The sequence below is a fragment of the Streptomyces eurocidicus genome (genome assembly GCF_002891295.1).
Taxonomy (GTDB): domain Bacteria; phylum Actinomycetota; class Actinomycetes; order Streptomycetales; family Streptomycetaceae; genus Streptomyces; species Streptomyces eurocidicus.
On record NZ_LGUI01000003.1, the window covers coordinates 923,437 to 943,104 of the forward strand.

16 protein-coding genes are annotated in these 19,668 nt (G+C 74.0%); 12 read left to right on the top strand and 4 right to left on the bottom strand.

Translation table 11 applies throughout. The annotated features are described in order from the left end of the window. The first annotated feature begins 83 nt into the window (after positions 1-83). From AF335_RS14010 to AF335_RS14040, 7 genes are all read left to right on the top strand, one after another. Positions 84-1,661, top strand: a complete 1,578-nt coding sequence (locus tag AF335_RS14010; protein WP_102918633.1) for an MFS transporter — start codon at positions 84-86, stop codon at positions 1,659-1,661. Between the two features lie 254 nt (positions 1,662-1,915). Next, complete coding sequence (locus AF335_RS14015) at positions 1,916-2,329, top strand: DUF3151 domain-containing protein (RefSeq protein ID WP_095582414.1); 414 nt, start codon at positions 1,916-1,918, stop codon at positions 2,327-2,329. Between the two features lie 174 nt (positions 2,330-2,503). Continuing rightward, complete coding sequence (locus AF335_RS14020; RefSeq protein WP_102918634.1) at positions 2,504-3,355, top strand: tryptophan 2,3-dioxygenase; 852 nt, start codon at positions 2,504-2,506, stop codon at positions 3,353-3,355. A gap of 10 nt (positions 3,356-3,365) precedes the next feature. Then, positions 3,366-4,562, top strand: a complete 1,197-nt coding sequence (gene kynU, locus AF335_RS14025) for a kynureninase (protein ID WP_102918635.1) — start codon at positions 3,366-3,368, stop codon at positions 4,560-4,562. Continuing rightward, the gene (locus tag AF335_RS14030; protein ID WP_102918636.1) at positions 4,559-5,311 is read left to right on the top strand and encodes an alpha/beta hydrolase; all 753 of its coding nucleotides are present in this window, start codon (positions 4,559-4,561) and stop codon (positions 5,309-5,311) included. Before kynU ends, AF335_RS14030 begins: the two co-directional genes overlap by 4 nt. 278 nt (positions 5,312-5,589) lie before the next feature. Further along, positions 5,590-6,921 carry a sensor histidine kinase gene (locus tag AF335_RS14035; protein ID WP_376697851.1) on the top strand — a complete coding sequence of 444 codons (1,332 nt, stop codon included), beginning with the start codon at positions 5,590-5,592 and terminating at the stop codon, positions 6,919-6,921. After that, the gene (locus AF335_RS14040; RefSeq protein ID WP_102918637.1) at positions 6,918-7,577 is read left to right on the top strand and encodes a response regulator; all 660 of its coding nucleotides are present in this window, start codon (positions 6,918-6,920) and stop codon (positions 7,575-7,577) included. The genes AF335_RS14035 and AF335_RS14040 overlap by 4 nt, the downstream gene beginning before the upstream one ends. Before the next feature lie 155 nt (positions 7,578-7,732). Here the strand turns inward: AF335_RS14040 and AF335_RS14045 are convergent, their stop codons facing one another. Beyond that, positions 7,733-8,851: a hypothetical protein gene (locus tag AF335_RS14045; protein WP_244927011.1), complete on the bottom strand. Its 1,119-nt coding sequence runs from the start codon at positions 8,849-8,851 to the stop codon at positions 7,733-7,735. A 265-nt stretch (positions 8,852-9,116) separates the two neighbouring features. Here AF335_RS14045 and AF335_RS14050 point away from each other — a divergent pair, with 265 nt between their 5' ends. Beyond that, positions 9,117-10,403 carry an adenylosuccinate synthase gene (locus AF335_RS14050; RefSeq protein WP_087927399.1) on the top strand — a complete coding sequence of 429 codons (1,287 nt, stop codon included), beginning with the start codon at positions 9,117-9,119 and terminating at the stop codon, positions 10,401-10,403. A gap of 119 nt (positions 10,404-10,522) precedes the next feature. On the opposite strand, the gene AF335_RS14055 is transcribed toward AF335_RS14050, so the two are convergent. Both AF335_RS14055 and AF335_RS14060 read right to left on the bottom strand, forming a co-directional pair. Then, positions 10,523-12,475, bottom strand: a complete 1,953-nt coding sequence (locus AF335_RS14055; protein WP_324187910.1) for a serine/threonine-protein kinase — start codon at positions 12,473-12,475, stop codon at positions 10,523-10,525. Further along, positions 12,472-12,675 carry a cold-shock protein gene (locus tag AF335_RS14060; RefSeq protein WP_102918640.1) on the bottom strand — a complete coding sequence of 68 codons (204 nt, stop codon included), beginning with the start codon at positions 12,673-12,675 and terminating at the stop codon, positions 12,472-12,474. Before AF335_RS14060 ends, AF335_RS14055 begins: the two co-directional genes overlap by 4 nt. 381 nt (positions 12,676-13,056) lie before the next feature. On the opposite strand from AF335_RS14060, the gene AF335_RS14065 reads away from it, so the two are divergent. The 4 genes from AF335_RS14065 (at position 13,057) to AF335_RS14080 (ending at position 18,579) form a co-directional block, all read left to right on the top strand. Then, positions 13,057-14,412 carry an aspartate aminotransferase family protein gene (locus tag AF335_RS14065; protein WP_102918641.1) on the top strand — a complete coding sequence of 452 codons (1,356 nt, stop codon included), beginning with the start codon at positions 13,057-13,059 and terminating at the stop codon, positions 14,410-14,412. A gap of 125 nt (positions 14,413-14,537) precedes the next feature. Continuing rightward, a complete protein-coding gene (locus AF335_RS14070; RefSeq protein ID WP_102918642.1) occupies positions 14,538-15,242 on the top strand; it encodes a GntR family transcriptional regulator in 705 nt (234 codons plus the stop codon). Positions 15,243-15,336: 94 nt separating this feature from the next. Then, complete coding sequence (locus tag AF335_RS14075) at positions 15,337-17,847, top strand: glycosyltransferase (protein WP_376697852.1); 2,511 nt, start codon at positions 15,337-15,339, stop codon at positions 17,845-17,847. Between the two features lie 81 nt (positions 17,848-17,928). Further along, the gene (locus AF335_RS14080; protein ID WP_102918643.1) at positions 17,929-18,579 is read left to right on the top strand and encodes a hypothetical protein; all 651 of its coding nucleotides are present in this window, start codon (positions 17,929-17,931) and stop codon (positions 18,577-18,579) included. Positions 18,580-18,629: 50 nt separating this feature from the next. Here AF335_RS14080 and AF335_RS14085 read toward each other — a convergent pair whose 3' ends face one another. Further along, entirely contained in the window at positions 18,630-19,361 is a 732-nt protein-coding gene (locus AF335_RS14085) for an SLATT domain-containing protein (protein ID WP_184743774.1), read from the bottom strand. Positions 19,362-19,668: the final 307 nt, after the last annotated feature.

Sequence of the window (19,668 nt, forward strand, 5' to 3'; positions counted from 1 at the left end):
TCCGCGAGGCGTCCCGGCGCGCACCCTCTTCGCGGGCGTTCCCTCGCCTGGCCGCGCGCCGTCCGCCGGGGGATGATCGCCGCATGAGCGACTCCGCACCGGACCCCGGGCGCGGCCCCGAGCCGGCTCCGCAGCCGGGGGTGCCGCCCAGGGTGCCGCCCGGAGCGCCGCCGGGCGGGGCCGCCCCGGACCCCGGGGCGCCCGAGGTGCGCCTGGGCACCGCCGAGGGGCGCTGGGTCCTGCTGACGGCCGTGCTCGGCTCCGGCATGGCCATGCTGGACAGCACCGTCGTCAACGTCGCCCTGCCGCACATCGGCCGGGACCTCGACGCGAACCTGGCCGCCCTCCAGTGGACCGTCAACGCGTACATGCTCACCCTCGCCGGCCTGATCCTGCTGGGCGGCTCCCTGGGCGACCGGTACGGGCGGCGGCGGGTCTTCGTCATCGGCGTGGTCTGGTTCGCGCTGGCCTCGCTGCTGTGCGGGGTGGCGCCGGACGCCGGGGTGCTGATCGCGGCACGGGCCCTCCAGGGCATCGGGGGCGCGCTGCTCACGCCCGGTTCGCTCGCGCTGATCCAGGCGGTCTTCCACCCCGACGACCGGGCGGGCGCGGTCGGCGCCTGGTCCGGGCTGGGCGGTGTGGCGTCGGCCGTCGGCCCGTTCGTGGGCGGCTGGCTGGTCGACGGGCCGGGCTGGCGCTGGGTGTTCCTGATCAACCTGCCGCTGGCCGCCGTGTGCGTGGTGGTCGCCCTGCGGTACGTGCCGGAGACCCGCGATCCGGCGGCCCACGGCCGGTTCGACGCGCTCGGCGCCGCCCTGGGCGCGCTGGCGCTCGGCGCCGTGACGTACGCGCTGATCGCCGCGCCGGACAAGGGCGCCTCGCCCTGGGTGATCGTCCCGGCGGTCGCCGGTGTGCTGCTGGGCGCCGCCTTCGTGGCCGTGGAGCGGCGGCGGGCGAACCCGATGCTGCCGCCGGGGATCTTCGCCGTCCGGCAGTTCACCGCGATCAACGCCGTCACGGTCTTCGTCTACGCGGCCTTCAGCGGCTTCTTCTTCCTCGCGGTGCTCCAGCTCCAGGTCGTCGTGGGCTGGTCGGCCCTGGAGGCGGGTACGGCCCTGCTGCCGACGACCGTGCTGATGCTGCTGCTCTCCGCCCGGTCCGGGAAGGTCGCGCAGCGCGTCGGGGCCCGGCTCCCGCTGACCGTCGGACCGCTGCTGTGCGCGGTCGGGCTGCTGCTGATGACCCGGGTCGGGGCGGGGGCGGACTACTGGCGGGACGTGCTGCCCGCGCTCGTCGTGCTGGGCATGGGCATGGTGGTGCTGGTCGCGCCGCTCACCGCCACGGTCCTCGCCTCCGTCGACGTCTCCCGCGCGGGACTGGCCAGCGGCATCAACAACGCGGCGGCCCGCGCGGCCGGCCTGATCGCGGTCGCCGCGCTGCCGCTGCTGGCGGGCATGGGCCCGGACGCCTACCGGGACCCGGCGGCGTTCTCGAAGACCTTCGACCGGGCGATGCTGATGTGCGCGGGGGCGCTGGTGGTGGGCTCGGCCCTGGCGTGGGCGACGGTACGGGGACCCGACCGGGGCGCGGACGCCGGCCGGGCGGAGTGCGAGTACCACTGCGGGCTGTCGTCACCGCCGCTGGACCCGGGGGACGGGTAGCGGGCCGCTGCGCGGTGTCCTCAAGCTCCCCCGGCTACCCCCCCCAGCTACCGCTGGGGTGCCCCCAGGAGGTGCCCCCGGACGGGCTGAAATTCAGCCCGTCCGGCGTTTGAGGACACCCCGCGTCAGCGCGGAACGGGGGTCCGGGGGCCTCCCCGGTTTCGGGAAGGGGCGGGGCCGGGGAAAGGCCCCGCGCAGCGGCAACCCCGCCGCACCCTACGGCCCGCACCGGACACTGCGGCAGACTGGACCGCATGTCCATTCACGAGAACCTCCTCGGGGGACCGCCCCCGACCCACCTCCCCGACGACCCCGAGCCGCGCGAGCTCCTGGCCTCGGGCGCCGCTCCCGCCGAGGTCGCCGCGAAGTACCCCGCGTCCTCCCTCGCGTGGGCGCAGCTCGCCGACGAGGCGTTCGACGGCGGCCGGGTCGTCGAGTCCTATGCGTACGCCCGCACGGGCTACCACCGCGGCCTCGACGCTCTGCGCCGCAGCGGCTGGAAGGGCCACGGCCCGGTGCCCTTCGAGCACGAGCCGAACCGCGGCTTCCTGCGCGCGCTGCACGCCCTCGCCCGCGCCGCGCAGTCGATCGGCGAGCAGGAGGAGTACGAGCGCTGCTCGACCTTCCTGCGGGAGAGCTCCCCGACGGCCGCCAACACCCTGGGCTGAGCCACGGCCGCCGTCACGGTCGCCCGCCGTGACGGCCGCCGGGCTCTCCCCGGTGCCGGAAGGCCCGCCGGGCCCCGCCGAAGGCCGTTCACGGGCCTTGCAGCGAACGGCGTCCGGCACGGATGATCCCCGCAGTGACCCGGCGACCCCGGGAGCGACGGCAGGGGAGACACCATGACTTCCGAACCACGTTCCACCGTTCAGGACACCGCGCCCGACACCGCGCCCAACGTCCAGTTCACCGGCAGCACGCCCTACGAGGACTACGTACGGGCCTCCGTCCTCGGCGATCTCCAGGAACCGCTCTCCGACGACCCCGGCGAGATGTCCTTCCTCGTCACCACCCAGGTGATGGAGCTCTGGTTCACCCTCCTCGTGCACGAGTGGCGGACCGCCGCACGCGCGCTGCGCGAGGACGACCTGGCGACCGCGATGGCCGCGCTCAGACGCTCCACGTACGAGCTCGAATCGCTCAACGCGTCCTGGAAACCGCTCGCCCACCTGACACCCACCCAGTTCAACGGCTTCCGCTCCGCGCTCGGCGAGGCGTCCGGCTTCCAGTCGGCGACCTACCGCCGCCTGGAGTTCCTGCTCGGCGAGAAGTCCCCGGCGATGCTCGTCCCCTACCGGGGCGCGCCCGCCGTCCACGCGGAGCTGGAGAAGGCGCTGCGCGAACCGGGCCTGTACGACGAGGTGCTGCGCCACCTCGCCCGCCGCGGCCACGCGATACCCCGGGCCGTCCTCGACCGCGACGTCGCCGAGCGCTACGCCCCGGACCCCGCCGTCGAGGAGGTCTGGCAGCGCGTCTACGAGGGTGACCAGAACGCCGAGGCGTGCCGGCTGGGCGAGGCCCTGACCGAGGTCGCCGAGCTGGTCTGGCGGTGGCGCAACGACCATCTCGTCGCCACCCGCCGGGCGATGGGCGCCAAGGTGGGCACCGGGGGCTCGGCCGGCGTCGCCTGGCTGGAGAAGCGCGCCGCCAAACACGTCTTCCCCGAGCTGTGGACGGCGCGCAGCCGTGTCTGACGGACCGGCCATGCCACGCGGCCTCGCCGCCGAGGCGACGGCGCTCGACGACGGCGACGTACTCCGCGCCGTGCGGAAGGAGTTCGCCCTCGACGACGGGACCGTCTACCTCGACGGGAACTCCCTGGGGGCGCTGCCCCGCACCGTCGCCGGGCGGCTCGCCGAGGTCGTCGGGGACGAGTGGGGGCGGCTGCGCATCCGCTCGTGGACCGAATCCGGGTGGTGGGAGGCGCCCGAGCGGGTCGGCGACCGCGTGGGGCGGCTCGTCGGGGCCGCACCCGGGCAGATCGTCGTCGGCGACTCCACGAGCGTCAACGTCTTCAAGGCGGTCGTCGCCGCCGTCCGGCTGGCGGGCCCGGGCCGGGACGAGGTGCTGGTCGACGCGGCGACGTTCCCCACCGACGGCTATGTCGCCGCCTCCGCCGCCCGGATGACGGGCTGCCGGATCAGGGAGGCCGACGCCCGGGACATACCCGGGGAGGCCGGTCCGCGCACCGCCGTCGCGCTCGTCAACCACGTCGACTACCGCTCCGGCCGCCTCCACGACCTGGCCGGGACGACGGCGGCCGTGCACGCCGCCGGGGCCCGGGTGGTGTGGGACCTGTGCCACAGCGCGGGCGCCCTGCCCGTGGCGCTCGACGCGCACGGCGTGGACCTCGCGGTCGGCTGCACGTACAAGTACCTCAACGGCGGGCCCGGCGCCCCCGCCTACCTCTATGTGCGCCGCGACCTCCAGCCCCGCTTCGACTCCCCGCTCCCGGGCTGGAACTCCCACACCGACCCCTTCGCGATGGACTCCGCCTACGCGCCCGCCGACGGCGCGGCCCGCGGGCGGGTCGGCACCCCGGAGATCCTCTCCCTGCTCGCCCTGGACGCCGCCCTCGACGTCTGGGACGACGTCGCCCTTACGGCGGTACGGACGAAGAGCCTCGCCCTTACGGACTTCTTCCTGCGCTGCGTCGAGGCGTACGCCCCCGAGGGCCGCGTCGAGAGCATCACCCCCGCCGCGCACGCGGAGCGCGGCAGCCAGGTGTCCCTGCGGTGCGCCGACGGCGCGGCCGGCGTCATGGCGGAGCTGATCCGCCGGGGCGTCGTCGGCGACTTCCGCCGGCCGGACGTCCTGCGCTTCGGCTTCACCCCGCTCTACACCGGCTTCGCCGAGGCGCTGCGGGCGGCGCGGGTGCTGGGGGAGGTGCTGGCGGGATGACGGCGCCCGGGTCCGGGGCGGAGGCCGAGGAGCGGGCGCTGATGGCGCTGCCGTACGAGGCGCCGTCCGGCACGGTGGCCTACGGGGAGCACCCGAGCCAGGTCGTGGACCTCTACCGGCCGGCGGGGGCGGCCGGGCCCTGCGAGGTCCGGGTGACGCTCCTGCACGGCGGGTTCTGGCGGGAGGTGTACGACCGGCGCCACCTCGCGCCGCTGGCGGCGGCGCTCGCGGGGCCGGGCGTCGAGGTCGTCCTGGCCGAGTACCGCCGGGTGGGCGGAGGCGGCGGGCTGCCGGCCACGTTCGAGGACGTGGCGAGGGTCACCGCGCTGCCGGGCGCCCCGGCCCGGCACATCCTGGTGGGACACTCCGCGGGCGGTCACCTCGCCCTGTGGGCGGCGAGCGCCGCCCCCGGCTCGGTGACCGAGGTCGTGGCCGTGGCGCCCGTCGCGGACCTCGGACGGGCCCGCGCCCTGGGCCTGGGCGCCGGCGCCGTCACGGCGCTCCTGGGCCCCGCCGACCACCCGGAAGCCGACCCCGCCCGCCTCACCCCGCCCCGCGTACCGGTCACGCTCCTGCACGGCACGGCCGACCCGGACGTACCGCTGTCGCTGTCGGGGGCGTACGTCTCGGCGGTACGGGGGGCCGGGGGCGGGGTGGTGCTGAGGGCGCTGCGGGGGGTGGGGCACTTCGCGGCGGTGACGCCGGGGACGGGGGCGTGCGGGGAGCTCCGGCGGGTGCTGGGGGTGTGAGGTGCGGGGTGCGCCTGCGGCGGGCCTTTCCCCACCCCGCCCCTTCCCGAACCGGGGCTCCGCCCCGTACCCCGGTCCTCAAACGCCGGACGGGCTGAATTTCAGCCCGTCCGGCGCTTGAGGACATTCGGGAAGGGGCGGGCAGGGGAAAGCCCCCGGCAGGGCACCCCGCCCCCACCGCACCCGCACCCCCACCCGCGTAGTACTTGAGACGGACCCCCACAGATCCCCACCATTGAGGACGCCACCCCCACCCCCCGTTGCCTACCTTTGATGACGTGACCCAGACCTACGACAACGGCCCCCGCACCGAACTGCGCATGGCGAAGACCGCCCTCCAAGGCATCCGCGAGGACCTCTTCCACGACGCGTTCGCCTTCCGGCCGCTGCCGCCCCTGCCCGCCGACCACAAGCTGGTCCGCAGGCTGCCGGGGCGCGCCCGGCACTACGGCAGGTGGCTCCCGCACGCCGCCCTGACCGGGTTCACCCTCGTGGTCATGCTCGCGACGGTCGATCATCAGGGCGGGCTGACCGGGCTCGTGACCGCGCTGGTCGTCGGGGTGCCGATGGCGATGACGCTGTTCCGGCCGGTCGGCGCGTGGTGGCTGTCGGTCGGGAGCACCCTGTTCACCGGCGTCTTCCTCACCGGCTACGGCGTGGGCCCGGTGTCACCGGTCGGCTTCTTCTCGCACCTCTTCGTGCTGCTGGTCGTGGCGCTGCGGACCCGCCCCCGGGTGGCGGCCGAGATGCTGGCCCTGACCGGCGCCATGGGTCTCTTCCTGGCGTTCTTCCTCCGGGCCTTCCGTCCTTACGGCGGCGACTATTTCGTCTCCGACCTGTTCCAGATGCTGACGGTCTACGGCGTGGTCCTCTTCGTCGTCCTCGCCGTACGAGGGCTGCGCGAGACCAAGCAGCAGGTCGTCGCCCAGGTCGCCGTCACCGAGGTCGAGCGCTCCCGCCGGACCGTGCTGGAGGAGCGCACCACCATCGCCCGCGAGCTGCACGACGTGGTCGCGCACCACATGTCCGTCGTCGCCATCCAGGCGGAGGCCGCGCCCTACCGGGTCCAGGACACCCCGCCGGAGCTCGCCGCCGCGTTCCAGACCATCCGGGAGAACGCCGTCGCCGCCCTGACCGAGCTGCGCCGGGTGCTCGGCGTCGTCCGGTCGGAGAACCCCGACGCCTTCGCCGACCCCGAGGCCCCGCAGCCCACCCTCGCCGCCCTCGACACGCTGTTCGACAACGTCCGCTCCGCCGGGCTGTCCGTCGAGCACGTCACCACGGGCGCCGTAAGGCCGCTGCCGCAGGGTGTGGAGCTGTCGGCCTACCGCATCGTCCAGGAGGCGCTCAGCAACGTCCTGCGCCACGCCCCGGGTGCCCAGGCCCGTGTCGAGCTCGGCTACGTCCTCGGCGGCCTCGGGCTGCGGATCGTCAACGGCCCGGCCAACCGCTTGGCCAAGCCCTCGCCGGGGGCCGGGCACGGTGTGCTCGGCATGCGCGAGCGCGTCGCCATGCTCGGCGGCGGGATGACGGCCGAGGCGACGGCGGAGGGCGGGTACGAGGTCACGGCCTTCATTCCGGTCCCGGTGGACGAGGCGGCCGCCGCATGACCATCCGGGTGCTGATCGTCGACGACCAGATGATGGTCCGCGAGGGCTTCTCCGTCCTGCTCAACGCCATGCCGGACATCGAGGTCGTCGGTGAGGCCGTGGACGGCCGGCAGGCCGTCGAGCAGGTGGCGGCGCTCCGGCCCGACGTCGTCCTCATGGACATCCGGATGCCGGTGCTCAACGGCCTGGAGGCGACCCGCGAGATCGTCGCCGCCGACGCCGAGGCGAAGGTCCTGGTCCTGACCACCTTCGACCTGGACGAGTACGTCTACCAGGCCCTGCGCGCCGGGGCGAGCGGCTTCCTGCTCAAGGACGCCTCGGCCCAGCAGCTCGCCGACGGGGTGCGCGTCGTGGCCTCGGGCGAGGCCCTGCTGGCCCCCACGGTCACCAAGCGGCTGATCCTGGAGTTCTCCCGGCTGGGCGCGCCCAAGCCGCCCACACAGGAGCGCGTCGGCGACCTCACCGAGCGGGAGACGGAGGTACTGGTCCTCGTCGCCCAGGGCCGCTCCAACTCGGAGATCGCGACGCACCTGGTGGTGGCGGAGTCCACGGTCAAGACCCACGTCAGCCGGATCCTGGTGAAGCTGGGCCTGCGCGACCGCACCCAGGCGGCGGTCTTCGCGTACGAGGCGGGTCTGATCACACCGGGCGGGTAGAACAAGCCCGTCCGGCGTTTGAGGACACCGCGCGTCAGCGCGGAACGGGGCCCGGGGCGGAGCCCCGGTTACGGGAAGGGGCGGGGTGGGGGAAAGGCCCCGCGCAGCGGAACCGCCCGCCCCGCCCCCGCACCACCCTGCCGCACCCACCCCGCTCAAACCCTCGGCACCACCAACCGCCAAGCCCCCTCCACCACCGTCCACGTCCGCGTACGGAACGGCCCGGCCGCCACGTTGTCCGCCCGGTAGCGGAACCCCGGCCCCGACACCGTGACCCGGCGCGCCCGCGTCCGCAGCGGCCGTTCCCCGGCGTGGGTGTGGATCACGACCTCCGCGAAGCCGTCCACGGTGGAGACGGCGACCCTGGCGACCGGCCGGTCGAGGTCCGCGAGCAGGACGCCGTCGGCCTCCACCCGCAGCCGGGTGCACGACGGCAGTGAGTGGCCGCGCGCGGCGGGGCCGGTCAGCAGGGTCAGCGCGGAGCGGGCCGTACGGGCGGCGGGGGACCACCACGGCCGGTCCGCGCCTGTGACTCCCGTCACGTCCGCCGTCACATCCGCCGTCACGTCCGCGCCGGCGCCGAGCCCGGTGGGTTCCGGGAGCCCGGCGACCCGCGGGGCCCCGGCGGGACCGCCGGGCCCGCCCTCGCCCAGGGTGCCGCCCCGGGCGTCCGCCGCCGCCTTCCCGTCCGGTCCCCGGGCCGGCTCCGGCACGCCGGGCCCGCGCCCCGCACCCACCGCCTCCGACCCGTTCGGCCCAACCGCCTCGTTCGTTTCGAGGCCCGTTCCGACGTTCGTCTCGAAGGGGGGCGTCGTCCGGTCCAGGCCGCCCGTGCCGGGAATCCACAGACCGCCCAGCACCACGCCGTCGCCGTCGTCCACCAAGGCGTCCAGGCGCCGCTCAGTGCCGTCCAGGACGGCGCGCGCCGCCGCGACCGACCCCAGGGGCACCCCGAGCGTGCGGGCCAGCGAGACGGCCGGCAGGGCGCCGATGGGCACCAGCGACACCGGCACCTCCGGCAGCTCACGGCGGCGGTGCAGCACCTTCACGGCGTGCAGGAGGGCCCGGTCGTCCCCGATGACCACGGGGCGCCGCCGGCCGCGCCGGGCCAGGGCGCGCTCGACGTCCTCGGGGCCTTCCGGGAGGCATATCTTCGCCACCGCGCCGCCGCAGAGGACGTCCTTCGCGATCCGCACGGACTCGCCGTCCACGCGTCGGGCGACCGGGTCGATGACCACGAGCAGAGCCTGCTCTGTGGAGTCTGGAGCCGACACCTCGGTCCTTCCTCAGGTGCTGTTTTTCCCGGGGGACGGCCCCGGGCTCCCCGGCCGTGCCGAGGGGCCCTGGGTCTTTCTGTTCGTCCCCCGAGCGAAATATTCGGTAATCTCTCGGTGCAAGAGCCCCTGTCGCTGTTGCGCCAGGGGCTTCGTCTATCCGGGGCACGGGTTCGACGGCTCTAGCGGTGGTGTACGCCGTGAGCACGCGAGGTGATACCACCACGCACGTTGGACATGCCCCGCCCGGAAGGGGTGTACGCCTGTGCCCGCACTTGTGCTGCTCGGTGCTCAGTGGGGTGACGAGGGCAAGGGAAAGGCCACCGACCTCCTCGGTGGATCCGTGGACTATGTGGTGCGCTACCAAGGTGGCAACAACGCCGGCCACACGGTGGTCGTCGGCGACCAGAAATACGCGCTGCATCTCCTCCCTTCCGGAATCCTCTCGCCGGGGTGCACCCCGGTGATCGGCAACGGAGTCGTCGTCGACCCGGCGGTCCTGCTCTCCGAGCTGAGCGGACTCAACGAGCGCGGCGTCGACACGTCCAAGCTGCTGCTCAGCGGTAACGCGCACCTGATCACGCCGTACCACACCACGGTCGACAAGGTGACGGAACGCTTCCTCGGCAAGCGGAAGATCGGCACCACCGGCCGCGGCATCGGCCCGACCTACGCCGACAAGATCAACCGCGTCGGCATCCGCGTTCAGGACCTCTACGACGAGTCGATCCTGGAGCAGAAGGTCGAGGCCGCTCTCGACTTCAAGAACCAGATCCTGGCGAAGCTCTACAACCGCCGCGCCATCGAGTCCGGCAAGATCGTCGAGGAGCTGCTCACCTACGCGGAGCAGATCAAGCCGTACGTGGCCGACACGACGCTGATCCTCAACAACGCCATCGACGAGGGCAAGGTCGTCCTCTTCGAGGGCGGCCAGGGCACGCTGCTCGACGTCGACCACGGCACGTACCCCTTCGTCACCTCGTCCAACCCGACCGCGGGCGGCGCCTGCACGGGTGCCGGCGTCGGCCCGACGAAGATCAACCGGGTCATCGGCATCCTCAAGGCGTACACGACCCGCGTCGGCGCCGGTCCGTTCCCGACCGAGCTGTTCGACAAGGACGGCGAGGCGCTGCGGACCATCGGTGGCGAGCGCGGTGTGACCACCGGCCGTGACCGCCGCTGCGGCTGGTTCGACGCCGTCATCGCCCGCTACGCGACCCGCGTCAACGGCCTGACGGACTTCTTCCTCACCAAGCTCGACGTGCTCACCGGCTGGGAGCAGATCCCGGTCTGCGTCGCCTACGAGATCGACGGCAAGCGCGTCGAGGAGCTGCCCTACAGCCAGAGCGACTTCCACCACGCGAAGCCGATCTACGAGATGCTGCCGGGCTGGTCCGAGGACATCACCAAGGCCAAGACCTTCGCCGACCTGCCGAAGAACGCGCAGGCGTACGTGAAGGCGCTGGAGGAGATGTCCGGCGCGCCGATCTCCGCGATCGGCGTCGGCCCGGGTCGTACCGAGACGATCGAGATCAACTCCTTCCTCTCGTAAGGCCCGCGGTACCGCCGCCCCTGTCGGGGGCGGCGCGCACCCGACACGCCCCGGTGGCTCCGGCCACCGGGGCGTCGTGCGTTTACGACCCGGAACGCACCCTCCTCGGAAGGGCTCCGTCAGCCGGTCCTGCTGTAGACCAGCGACGCGTCCTTCGTGCCCGAGTCGGCGAAGTCGCGCCGCATCCGGCCGTCCGGGAGCAGCACCAGGTCGGAGGCGGAACCGGGCTGGCAGGCGGAGGTGGGCCGGGCCTGGGTGACGCTGGACGGCCCCAGGCTCAGGGACGTCGTGCCGCTGCCGTCGCCGGACGCGGTCGTGTGCCACTGGCAGGTGTAGGAGGTGCCGTCGTCGAGGGTGCCGTTCCCCTGGATGGTGACGTCGGTGACCGGGCCGCGCGAGATGGTGATGATCCGGTTGTTGGCCCCGGAGCCGCTGTTGAAGCTGGTCTGCCAGGTGCCGGCGAATCCCTGGGGCACGGGCCCGGCGGCCGGGGTGCTCGGCCCGCCCGTACCGGCCGGCGGGGTGGCGGAGTGCGGCGTGGACCGGCCCGGCCCGGCCGGGTCCTGCGGCGCGGAGGCGGCCGGCGAGGCGCTGTTCCGCGCCTCGTTCTTCTCGGCGCCCTGTTTGAGCAGGAAGACCGTCGCGCCGCCCGCGATCAGCCCGCCGGCCACCACCGCGGCCAGCACGACCGGCCCCCGGGAGCGGCCGCGGGGCGCGGGCACGTACGGGCCGACGACCTGGGTGCCGGTGCCGTAGGGGTTGTCGCCGTACGGGCCCGCGTGCGGGTAGCCGTAGGGCGGCGGCGTGGGCCGGGGGACGGCCTGCGGCAGCGGCTGGGGGCCGACGGCGCGGCCCGCGGTGACGGTCGGCGGGTCCTGGCGGCCGATGAGCGTCGGCTCCGGCAGCGGCTCGGCGACCGGCGGCGCCACGGGCGGTGCCGCGGGCGCCGCGCCGGCTATCGCGGTCGGCGGGTGCTCCGGCGGCAGCGGGGCGGGCCGGGCGGCGGGCTCCTCGACGTCCAGCAGCTGCACGGCCTGCCGGCCGAGGCTCGCCACCAGGCCGCCGGGCAGCCAGGGTTCGGCGGACCGCGCGTCCGCCGGCCCCCCCTTGCCGCCGGCCCCGCCCGTGCGCTCCAGGATCTCCTCCGGGGACGGGCGCTCCTCCGGGGCCTTGGCCAGGCACGCCTCGATCAGCGGCAGCAGCGGGGCGGGGACCCCGGTGAGGTCCGGCTGCTCCTCCGCGATGCGGTACATCAGCGCGTGGACGCCGCTGTCGGCCGTGCCGAAGGGCATCCGGCCGGTGGCCGCGTAGGCCAGCACCGAGCCGAGGCAGAAGACGTCGCTCGCCGGTGTCACCCGGGCGCCGCGCACCTGCTCGGGCGACATGAAGCCGGGCGAGCCGACGGCCGCGCCGGTGCGGGTGAGGCCGCCGTCGGTGACGGTCTCCAGGGCGCGGGCGATGCCGAAGTCGATGACACGCGGGCCGTCCAGGGTGATCAGGACGTTGGACGGCTTGAGGTCGCGGTGCACGACGCCCGCGGCGTGGATGGCCTGGAGGGCGCGCGCGAGGCCCGCGGCGAGGATGCGCACGGACCGCTCGGGCAGCGGCCCGAAGTCCTGGTCCACGACCTGCCGCAGGGCCGGCCCTGCGATGTAGCCGGTGGCGACCCAGGGGACGGCGGCCTCGGTGTCCGCGTCGAGCACCGGGGCGGTCCACTCGCCGCCCACCTGCCGGGCGGCGCGCACCTCCGCGCGAAAGCGCCGCCTGAACTCCTCCTGCCCGGCCAGCTCCTGGTGGACGAGTTTGACCGCCACCGTGCGGCCCCGGTCCGAGCGGGCCAGGTAGACGCGGCCCATGCCGCCCGCGCCGAGCCGCCCCAGCAGCCGGTACGCGCCCAGTACGCGCGGATCGTCGGCCTGTAGGTCCTCGAGATGGTCCATGGCGCAGGTCTCCTCCCCCGTCTCCCCCGTGTGTTCTCCGCCGGAGAATAGCGGGGCGGCAAACGGCCGGGACCCCGCACCTTGAAAGTACGGGGCCCCGGCTCGCTGTTGAACCCTTCGGGGAAGGGTCAGGCGGGAATGATGTTCTCCGCCTGGGGGCCCTTCTGGCCCTGGGTCACGTCGAAGGAGACCTTCTGGCCCTCCTGGAGCTCACGGAAGCCCTGCGTCGCGATGTTCGAGTAGTGGGCGAAGACGTCGGCGCCGCCACCGTCCTGCTCGATGAATCCGAATCCCTTTTCGGAGTTGAACCACTTCACGGTGCCGGTAGCCAAGACGATCTCCTATGAGAGCTGTGCACAATCCGCGCGGCGCGGAATAATGCAACGGCGCCCGAGGTCACAGACCGTCAGGGCGCCGAGATGAAATAGGTTCAGAACTGCAACGCGAAAATGACCGTAGCACGCGGGTCAGGGCATCCGTGGATTTCGCGACCGGGGAATTCGCGGGCGTGCCGCCGCCGAACCCGGCTGCCCGCCGGGGCCCGTTGCCCGGTTCGGCGGTCCGCCGGGCGCGGTCCGCCGCCCCCGCCCGCCCGGCACTGTGTCCGTGGGCGGGGCGAGTGCCAGACACAGTGCCTGTTCCGGTGCCCGGGGGCGCTCCCTACGCTGGCCGTGTCCGCGCTTCCTCCCGCCACGCGATCCGAGGTCACGCCGTTGAGCACGCAGCCAGACCCCCGTACCAAGGCCGCCGTCAAGGCCGCCGACCGGGCGCACGTCTTCCACTCCTGGTCCGCGCAGGGCCTCATCGACCCGCTGGCCGTCGCCGGGGCCGAGGGCTCGTACTTCTGGGACTACGACGGCAACCGCTACCTCGATTTCTCCTCCCAGCTCGTCAACACCAACATCGGTCACCAGCACCCCAAAGTGGTGGCCGCGGTGCGGGAGCAGGCGGCGAAGCTGTGCACGATCGCGCCGGGCTTCGCGGTCGACGTGCGGTCCGAGGCGGCCCGGCTGATCGCCGGGCGCACCCCGGGCGACCTCGACAAGATCTTCTTCACCAACGGCGGCGCCGAGGCGGTCGAGAACGCCGTGCGCATGGCGCGGCTGCACACCGGCCGCGCCAAGGTGCTCAGCGCCTACCGCTCGTACCACGGGGCGACGGCGGCGGCGATCAACCTCACGGGTGACCCGCGCCGTTGGCCCTCCGACACCGCCTCGGCGGGCGTCGTGCACTTCTGGGCGCCGTTCCTCTACCGCTCGCCCTTCCACGCGGAGACGGAGGAGCAGGAGTGCGCGCGCGCCCTGCGCCACCTCGAGGACACCATCGCCTTCGAGGGTCCGCAGACGATCGCCGCGATCATCCTGGAGACCGTCCCGGGCACCGCCGGGATCATGGTCCCGCCGGCCGGGTACCTCGCCGGCGTCCGGGAGATCTGCGACCGCCACGGCATCGTGTTCGTCCTGGACGAGGTCATGGCCGGTTTCGGGCGCACGGGCCGCTGGTTCGCCGCCGACCACTGGAACGTCACACCCGATCTGCTGACCTTCGCCAAGGGCGTCAACTCCGGTTATGTGCCGCTCGGGGGCGTCGCGATCTCCGCGGAGATCGCCGCCACCTTCGACGAGCGGCCGTACCCCGGCGGCCTCACCTATTCGGGTCACCCGCTCGCCTGCGCCTCCGCCGTGGCGACGATCGAGGCGATGGCCGAGGAGGGCATCGTGGAGAACGCCGCGCGGATCGGCGCGGACGTCCTCGGCCCCGGCCTGCGCGAACTGGCCGAGCGCCACCCGAGCGTCGGCGAGGTGCGCGGTCTCGGCGTCTTCTGGGCGGTCGAGCTGGTCAGGGACCGCGCCACCCGGGAGCCGCTGGTCCCGTACAACGCGTCGGGCGAGGCCAACGCCCCGATGGCAGCCTTCACCGCCGCCTGCAAGAAGTCCGGTCTGTGGCCTTTCGTCAATATGAACCGGATGCATGTCGTGCCCCCGTGCACCGTCTCCGAGGACGAGGCGCGGCAGGGTCTGGCCCTGCTGGACGAGGCGCTCACGGCGGCCGACGCGCACACCGTCTGACGCGCTCGGGGTACCGTACGTCCTTCCCGCGCGCACGCCCGTACGCTCCGCGACGGCCCTCGCCTATCTTGTTGCGAGGGCCGTTCGCATGCGGGCGCCCGGTCACGGAAGGGGAGACGGACACGATGCCCGGCAGCGAGGCGGTCAGACGGACGACGCTGCGTTCGCAGATCGCCGACGCCCTGCGCGACGAGGTGATCGCGGGACGGCTCCCGGCGGGGCGCCAGTTCACGGTCAAGGAGATCGCCGAGCAGTACGGCGTCTCCGCGACGCCGGTGCGCGAGGCGCTGCTCGACCTCTGCTCCCAGGGGCTGCTCGACGTGGAGCTGCACAAGAGCTACCGCGTGCGCGCCTTCTCCTACGCCGACTTCCGCGACATGGTCGAGGCCCGCGCCCTGATCGTCGAGGGCATCTTCCGGCTGCCCCGCAGCCTCAAGGGCGCGCCGGGCACCCGGCTCGCCGAGCACACCCTCGACGCCGTGCCGCCCGCCGCGCTGGCGTCCGTGCGGCGGCGGGCCGAGGAGGCCGCGCGGGCCGCGGTGGCGGGGGACCTGGACATCCTGATCGGCTACGACCTGCGGTTCTGGCGCGAACTGGCGGGCCTGGTGGGCAATCCGTACATATCGGATTTCCTGGATCGGGTCCGGGTGCAGAGCTGGATCTTCACCGTGCCGCTGCTGCGCCGGCTGCCGACGCTGCGCGGGCGGCTGTGGCACGGCCACGGCGAGCTGGTCGAGGCCGTGGCGACGCGCGACGCGATTGCCGCCGAACGGATCATTGCCGCATACAACGAACATTCTCTGGCATTGATCGCGAGCGTGACCGAATAGGGTCGAGCTTCATATGTTCATCGGTTGGTGTGATGAATTCCGGAAAGCGGTGACCGCACGCAACCAGTAGTTTGATTGAGAGCGTCCACTGCTTGTGACGTCACCTTCCAGCCAGTCCTCGCTCCCGTCCGCCCCGCCGCCGGAATCCGGCGATCCGGCGCCGGACGACCTGACGCGGATCGATCTGACGGTCGTCATCCCGGCCTATGACGAACAGGACCGGCTCGCGCCGACGCTGGCCGCGGTCCGGTCCCACCTCACCACCCTGCGGACCCCCACGGGCGCCCCCGTCGCCTGGGAGCTGATCGTCGTCGACGACGGCTCCACGGACGCCACCGCCGACATCGCCGGGGCCGCCGCCGAGGCCGATCCCCGCGTCCGGCTGCTGCGCACCCCCGCCAACCGGGGCAAGGGCCACGCCGTGCGCACCGGGGTGCTCGCCTCGCGCGGCGCGCGCGTCCTGGTCACCGACGCCGACCTGGCCACCCCCGTCGAGGAGCTGGACCGCCTCGGCAGGCGGCTCGACGAGGGCGCCGCCGCGGCCGTCGGCTCCCGCGCGCTGCCCGGCTCGCGGATAGCCGTCCGCCAGCACGCCCTGCGCGAGCTCCTGGGCCGGCTGGGCGCCCGGCTGATACGCGCCGCCGCGGTGCCCGGCATACGGGACACCCAGTGCGGCTTCAAGCTCTTCGACGGCGACAAGGTCCGTACGGCCTTCGGGCGCTCCCGGCTGGACGGCTGGAGCTTCGACGCCGAGATCCTGCGCTTCTTCCACCAGGAGGGCTGGGAGATCGCCGAAGTACCCGTCCGCTGGGCCCACCAGCCCGGCTCCAAGGTCCGCCCGCGCGCCTACCTGGACACCCTGGCCGACCTCGTCCGCATCCGCTGGGGCGCCGTGGAGCCCGTCCGGCTCGCGATCCCCGCGCTCTTCCTGCTCGTCGCCACCGTGCTCTACGCCGGTCTGTGGGCCTCGCCCGGCGGCCGCTACCTCGCCGACTCCGGCTCCGACCAGACGCAGTGGGAGTGGTTCCTCGCGGTCGCCGCGGACAACGTCGCCCATCTGCGCAACCCGCTCTTCACCGGACTGCAGAACGCCCCGAGCGGTGTGAACCTCATGGCCAACACCTCCATGCTCGGGCTGTCCGTCCCGCTCGCCCCCGTCACCCTCGCCCTGGGCGCCCACGTCACCTGGGCACTGGTGCTCACCGGCGGTCTGGCCGCGACCGCCTGCGCCTGGTACTGGCTGCTCGCCAAGCGCTTCGTGCGCTCCCGCTGGGCCGCCGCGCTCGGCGGCGGGTTCTGCGCCTTCGCGCCGCCGATGATCTCGCACGGCAACGCCCACCCCAACTTCCTCGTGCTCTTCATGATCCCGGTGATCATCGACCGGCTGCTGCGGCTGTGCGAGGGCCGCCGCACCCGGCGCGACGGGGTGCTCCTCGGCCTCTTCCTCGCCTACCAGGTCTTCCTCGGCGAGGAGGCGCTGCTGCTGGCCGTCACCGGCCTCGCGCTCTACGCCCTCGCCCACGCCGTCGCCGACCCCGACCTGGCGCGCGCCGTCGCCCCCCGGCTGCTGCGCGGCCTGGGCATCGCCGCGCTCGTCGCCGTGCCCCTCACGGCCGTCCCGCTCGCCTGGCAGTTCCTCGGCCCCCAGAGCTACGGCAGCGTCCTGCACGGCCAGGTCGGCAACCACCCGATGGCCTTCCTGGAGTTCGCCACCCGGTCGCTGGCGGGCGACCCGGGCGTCGCCGCGTCCCTGTCCCTCAACCGGACCGAGGAGAACGCCTTCTTCGGCTGGCCCCTCGTCGTCCTTACGGTCGCGATCGCCGTCCGCCTGCGCGCCGAACCGAGGGTCCGCGCCCTCGCCTTCACCGCCGCCGCGGCGGCCCTCCTCTCGCTCGGGCAGAACATCCCGCTGCCCGGCACGGACCGGACGCTGCCCGGCCCCTGGCGGCTCGTCGCCGAGCTGCCGGTCTTCGAGTCCGTCATCGAGTCGCGCGCGGCCATGATCTGCGCGCCCGCCGTCGGCGTCCTCCTCGCCCTCGCCTGCGACCGGCTCGCCCTGCGGCGGCTGCGCGGCGAGCGCGAGCGCTCCCACCGGCTGCTGGGCTGCGCGGCCCTCGCCGTCGCCCTCCTGCCCGTCCTCCCCACGCCGTACCGGACGGTCGAGCGGGAGCCGGTGCCCGAGTTCATCGCGGACGGCACCTGGCGCGCGCACGTGCGCCCCGGCCGCACGCTGGTGCCCGTCCCGCTGCCCAGCCCCTCCGACACCGCCGCCCTCCACTGGCAGGTCCGGGCCGGCCTCGGGTTCGCCTTCCCCGGCGGCTATTTCAACGGGCCCTGGGGGCCGGACCGCATCGGCATATACGGACCGGAGCCGCGCCCCACCTCCGACCTCCTCCAAGGCGTCCACGACACCGGCAAGGTCCCCGCCGTCGGTCCGCAGCAGCGTCGCGAGTTCCTTACGGACCTCCGGTACTGGCGCGCGGACAGCCTGGTCCTGGACCCCCGGCAGAACGCCGCGCAGCTGCGCGAGACCGTCACCCGGCTGACCGGACGGGAGCCCGAGCGCCTCGGCGGGCTGTGGGTGTGGGACGTCGCGGGTGGCTGACGCCCGCCCGGTATGACAACAGGGCCGACAGCACTACTCTGGCCCGACCATCGCACTCAACGCGACCGAGAGTGAGTTCACGTGGCCTGTGACCTCTGGCTGGTGCCCCTCGTCGATGTGCTGTGCCACAGCCCGGACAACCCCTTCGCCGAAGAGATCGCCGCGTACGACAAGGCGCTCGGCGAGGCCGGGCTGCCCCCCGTCCCCGTCTTCGGCTACATGCCGGGGCTCTCCGGGGACGTCGCCCCGGTCGCGGGCTTCGACTACGACGCCCTGCACTTCCTGCGCCGCGCCCACCTGCTCAACCTGTGCGGCCTCGCGGTCACGCCCGTGGACGAACTCGGCGGGGACTACGAGCAGTTGCTGGAGATGTTCGAGACCACGGCCCAGCAGTCGCACCTGGTCTGGCACTACGACCACGCGGGCGCGTACGTACCGGTGGACTTCGCGCACCCGCTGTCGAGCGAGGAGCTCCTCGAAGGCGGCGGACCCCTGGGCTCCAGCCAGGGGCTGCTGCGCGAACTCCACCACGTGGCACCGGTCCTGGGCATCGACCCCGGCAACCCGCCCGCGCCGCCGGCCGCGCCGGACCGCCCCACGGGCCTGGAGGAGCCCGCGGCGCCCGGCCCGTACGACGACAGCCCGTTCGCCCGGGAGCGGCACGTGTGGCTCGGGCTGCACGCCGCCGCGACGCGCAGCCTCGGCCAGGGATCGATGATCGTCTTCAGCTGAACGACGAGCGCCCGGCCGGCGGACGGTCCGGGGCCGCCCCGCCCGAGCACTCAGCGGGGCGGCTCCGGGGGGCGCTGCCGGGGCATGTTGGGCCGGGTGCCCGGCGGCAGCGGGAAGCGCGGCAGCGGGCCGCCGTCCTTGCCGTGCGGCCCCCACGACACCAGGGACTGGGTGACCAACGGCGTCGGCCCCGCCCGGAATTCGATCATCCAGTCCGCCGTCTCCGCCCGCACGAGCTCCGAGACGTCCTCGGAGAAGCGCCGCAGCACGCTCAGACAGCGCTCCGCGGCCTCGCTCGCCGTGCCCTCGGTGGGGCCCAGCACCTCGCGCACGCACTCCGACGCCCAGTCGAACTGGAGCGCCTCCAGCCGCCGCTGCACGGCCTGGGCCGTCGCCACGGCCCGCATCCATCCCGACGTCAGCCCGAAGAAGCGGTCGCAGGCGACGCACGCCACCGCCCCGAGCAGCACCAGGAACCCCCACGCCGAACCGGTGCGGACGATGCCCGTCAGCTGCAACAGCGGCAGCGCGGCGCCCGCGACGGCGCAGAGCGCGGCGCCGATGCGCAGCGCGCGCGCCCAGCGGCGTTTCCAGGCGCGGTCCGCGAGATACCAGTCGACCAGATACAGCGCGCCGTTCTCCACCCATCGGTACAGCTCATCGAGACGCTCCGCGGGCTCCCCCCAGTCACCGAGCGGGAAGGTCCGGCCGCGCAGGTCGCCACGGTGCCTCCCACTCTGCTCGCGGGGGAGCCCTTCGGGCTGCATCTCCGGCTGGCTCACCCGTGCACTCCCTCTGCCGCTGCGGATCGCGAGCCACCTTCCTACCGCCGAACGGTCGGTCTTGGGGACAAGATCCATGGTTTTCCGCCCGTAAGCGCTGAGGAATCCGGTATAGGGCCGCCCGGCACTCACCCGAAAGAGTGGGGCACGTGGGTGACGGCGGGAACGGAGCGTGACCGGGAGCGCGGGGGCGGGCCGGGCCGGGTCAGGCGCGGGGCGGCGGACGAACGGGCCCGCTCCGCCCCGCGGGACCGCAGCAGTGACGTTTCCGTGCCCGCCGCGCCGCCCCTGGGAATCGATCAGTCGA

Coding starts and splice junctions, on each gene's coding strand:
- AF335_RS14010 (WP_102918633.1), top strand. CDS start 84: ATGAGCGACTCCGCACCGGACCCCGGGCGCGGCCCCGAGCCGGCTCCG.
- AF335_RS14015 (WP_095582414.1), top strand. CDS start 1,916: ATGTCCATTCACGAGAACCTCCTCGGGGGACCGCCCCCGACCCACCTC.
- kynU (WP_102918635.1), top strand. CDS start 3,366: ATGCCACGCGGCCTCGCCGCCGAGGCGACGGCGCTCGACGACGGCGAC.
- AF335_RS14030 (WP_102918636.1), top strand. CDS start 4,559: ATGACGGCGCCCGGGTCCGGGGCGGAGGCCGAGGAGCGGGCGCTGATG.
- AF335_RS14070 (WP_102918642.1), top strand. CDS start 14,538: ATGCCCGGCAGCGAGGCGGTCAGACGGACGACGCTGCGTTCGCAGATC.
- AF335_RS14020 (WP_102918634.1), top strand. CDS start 2,504: ATGACTTCCGAACCACGTTCCACCGTTCAGGACACCGCGCCCGACACC.
- AF335_RS14040 (WP_102918637.1), top strand. CDS start 6,918: ATGACCATCCGGGTGCTGATCGTCGACGACCAGATGATGGTCCGCGAG.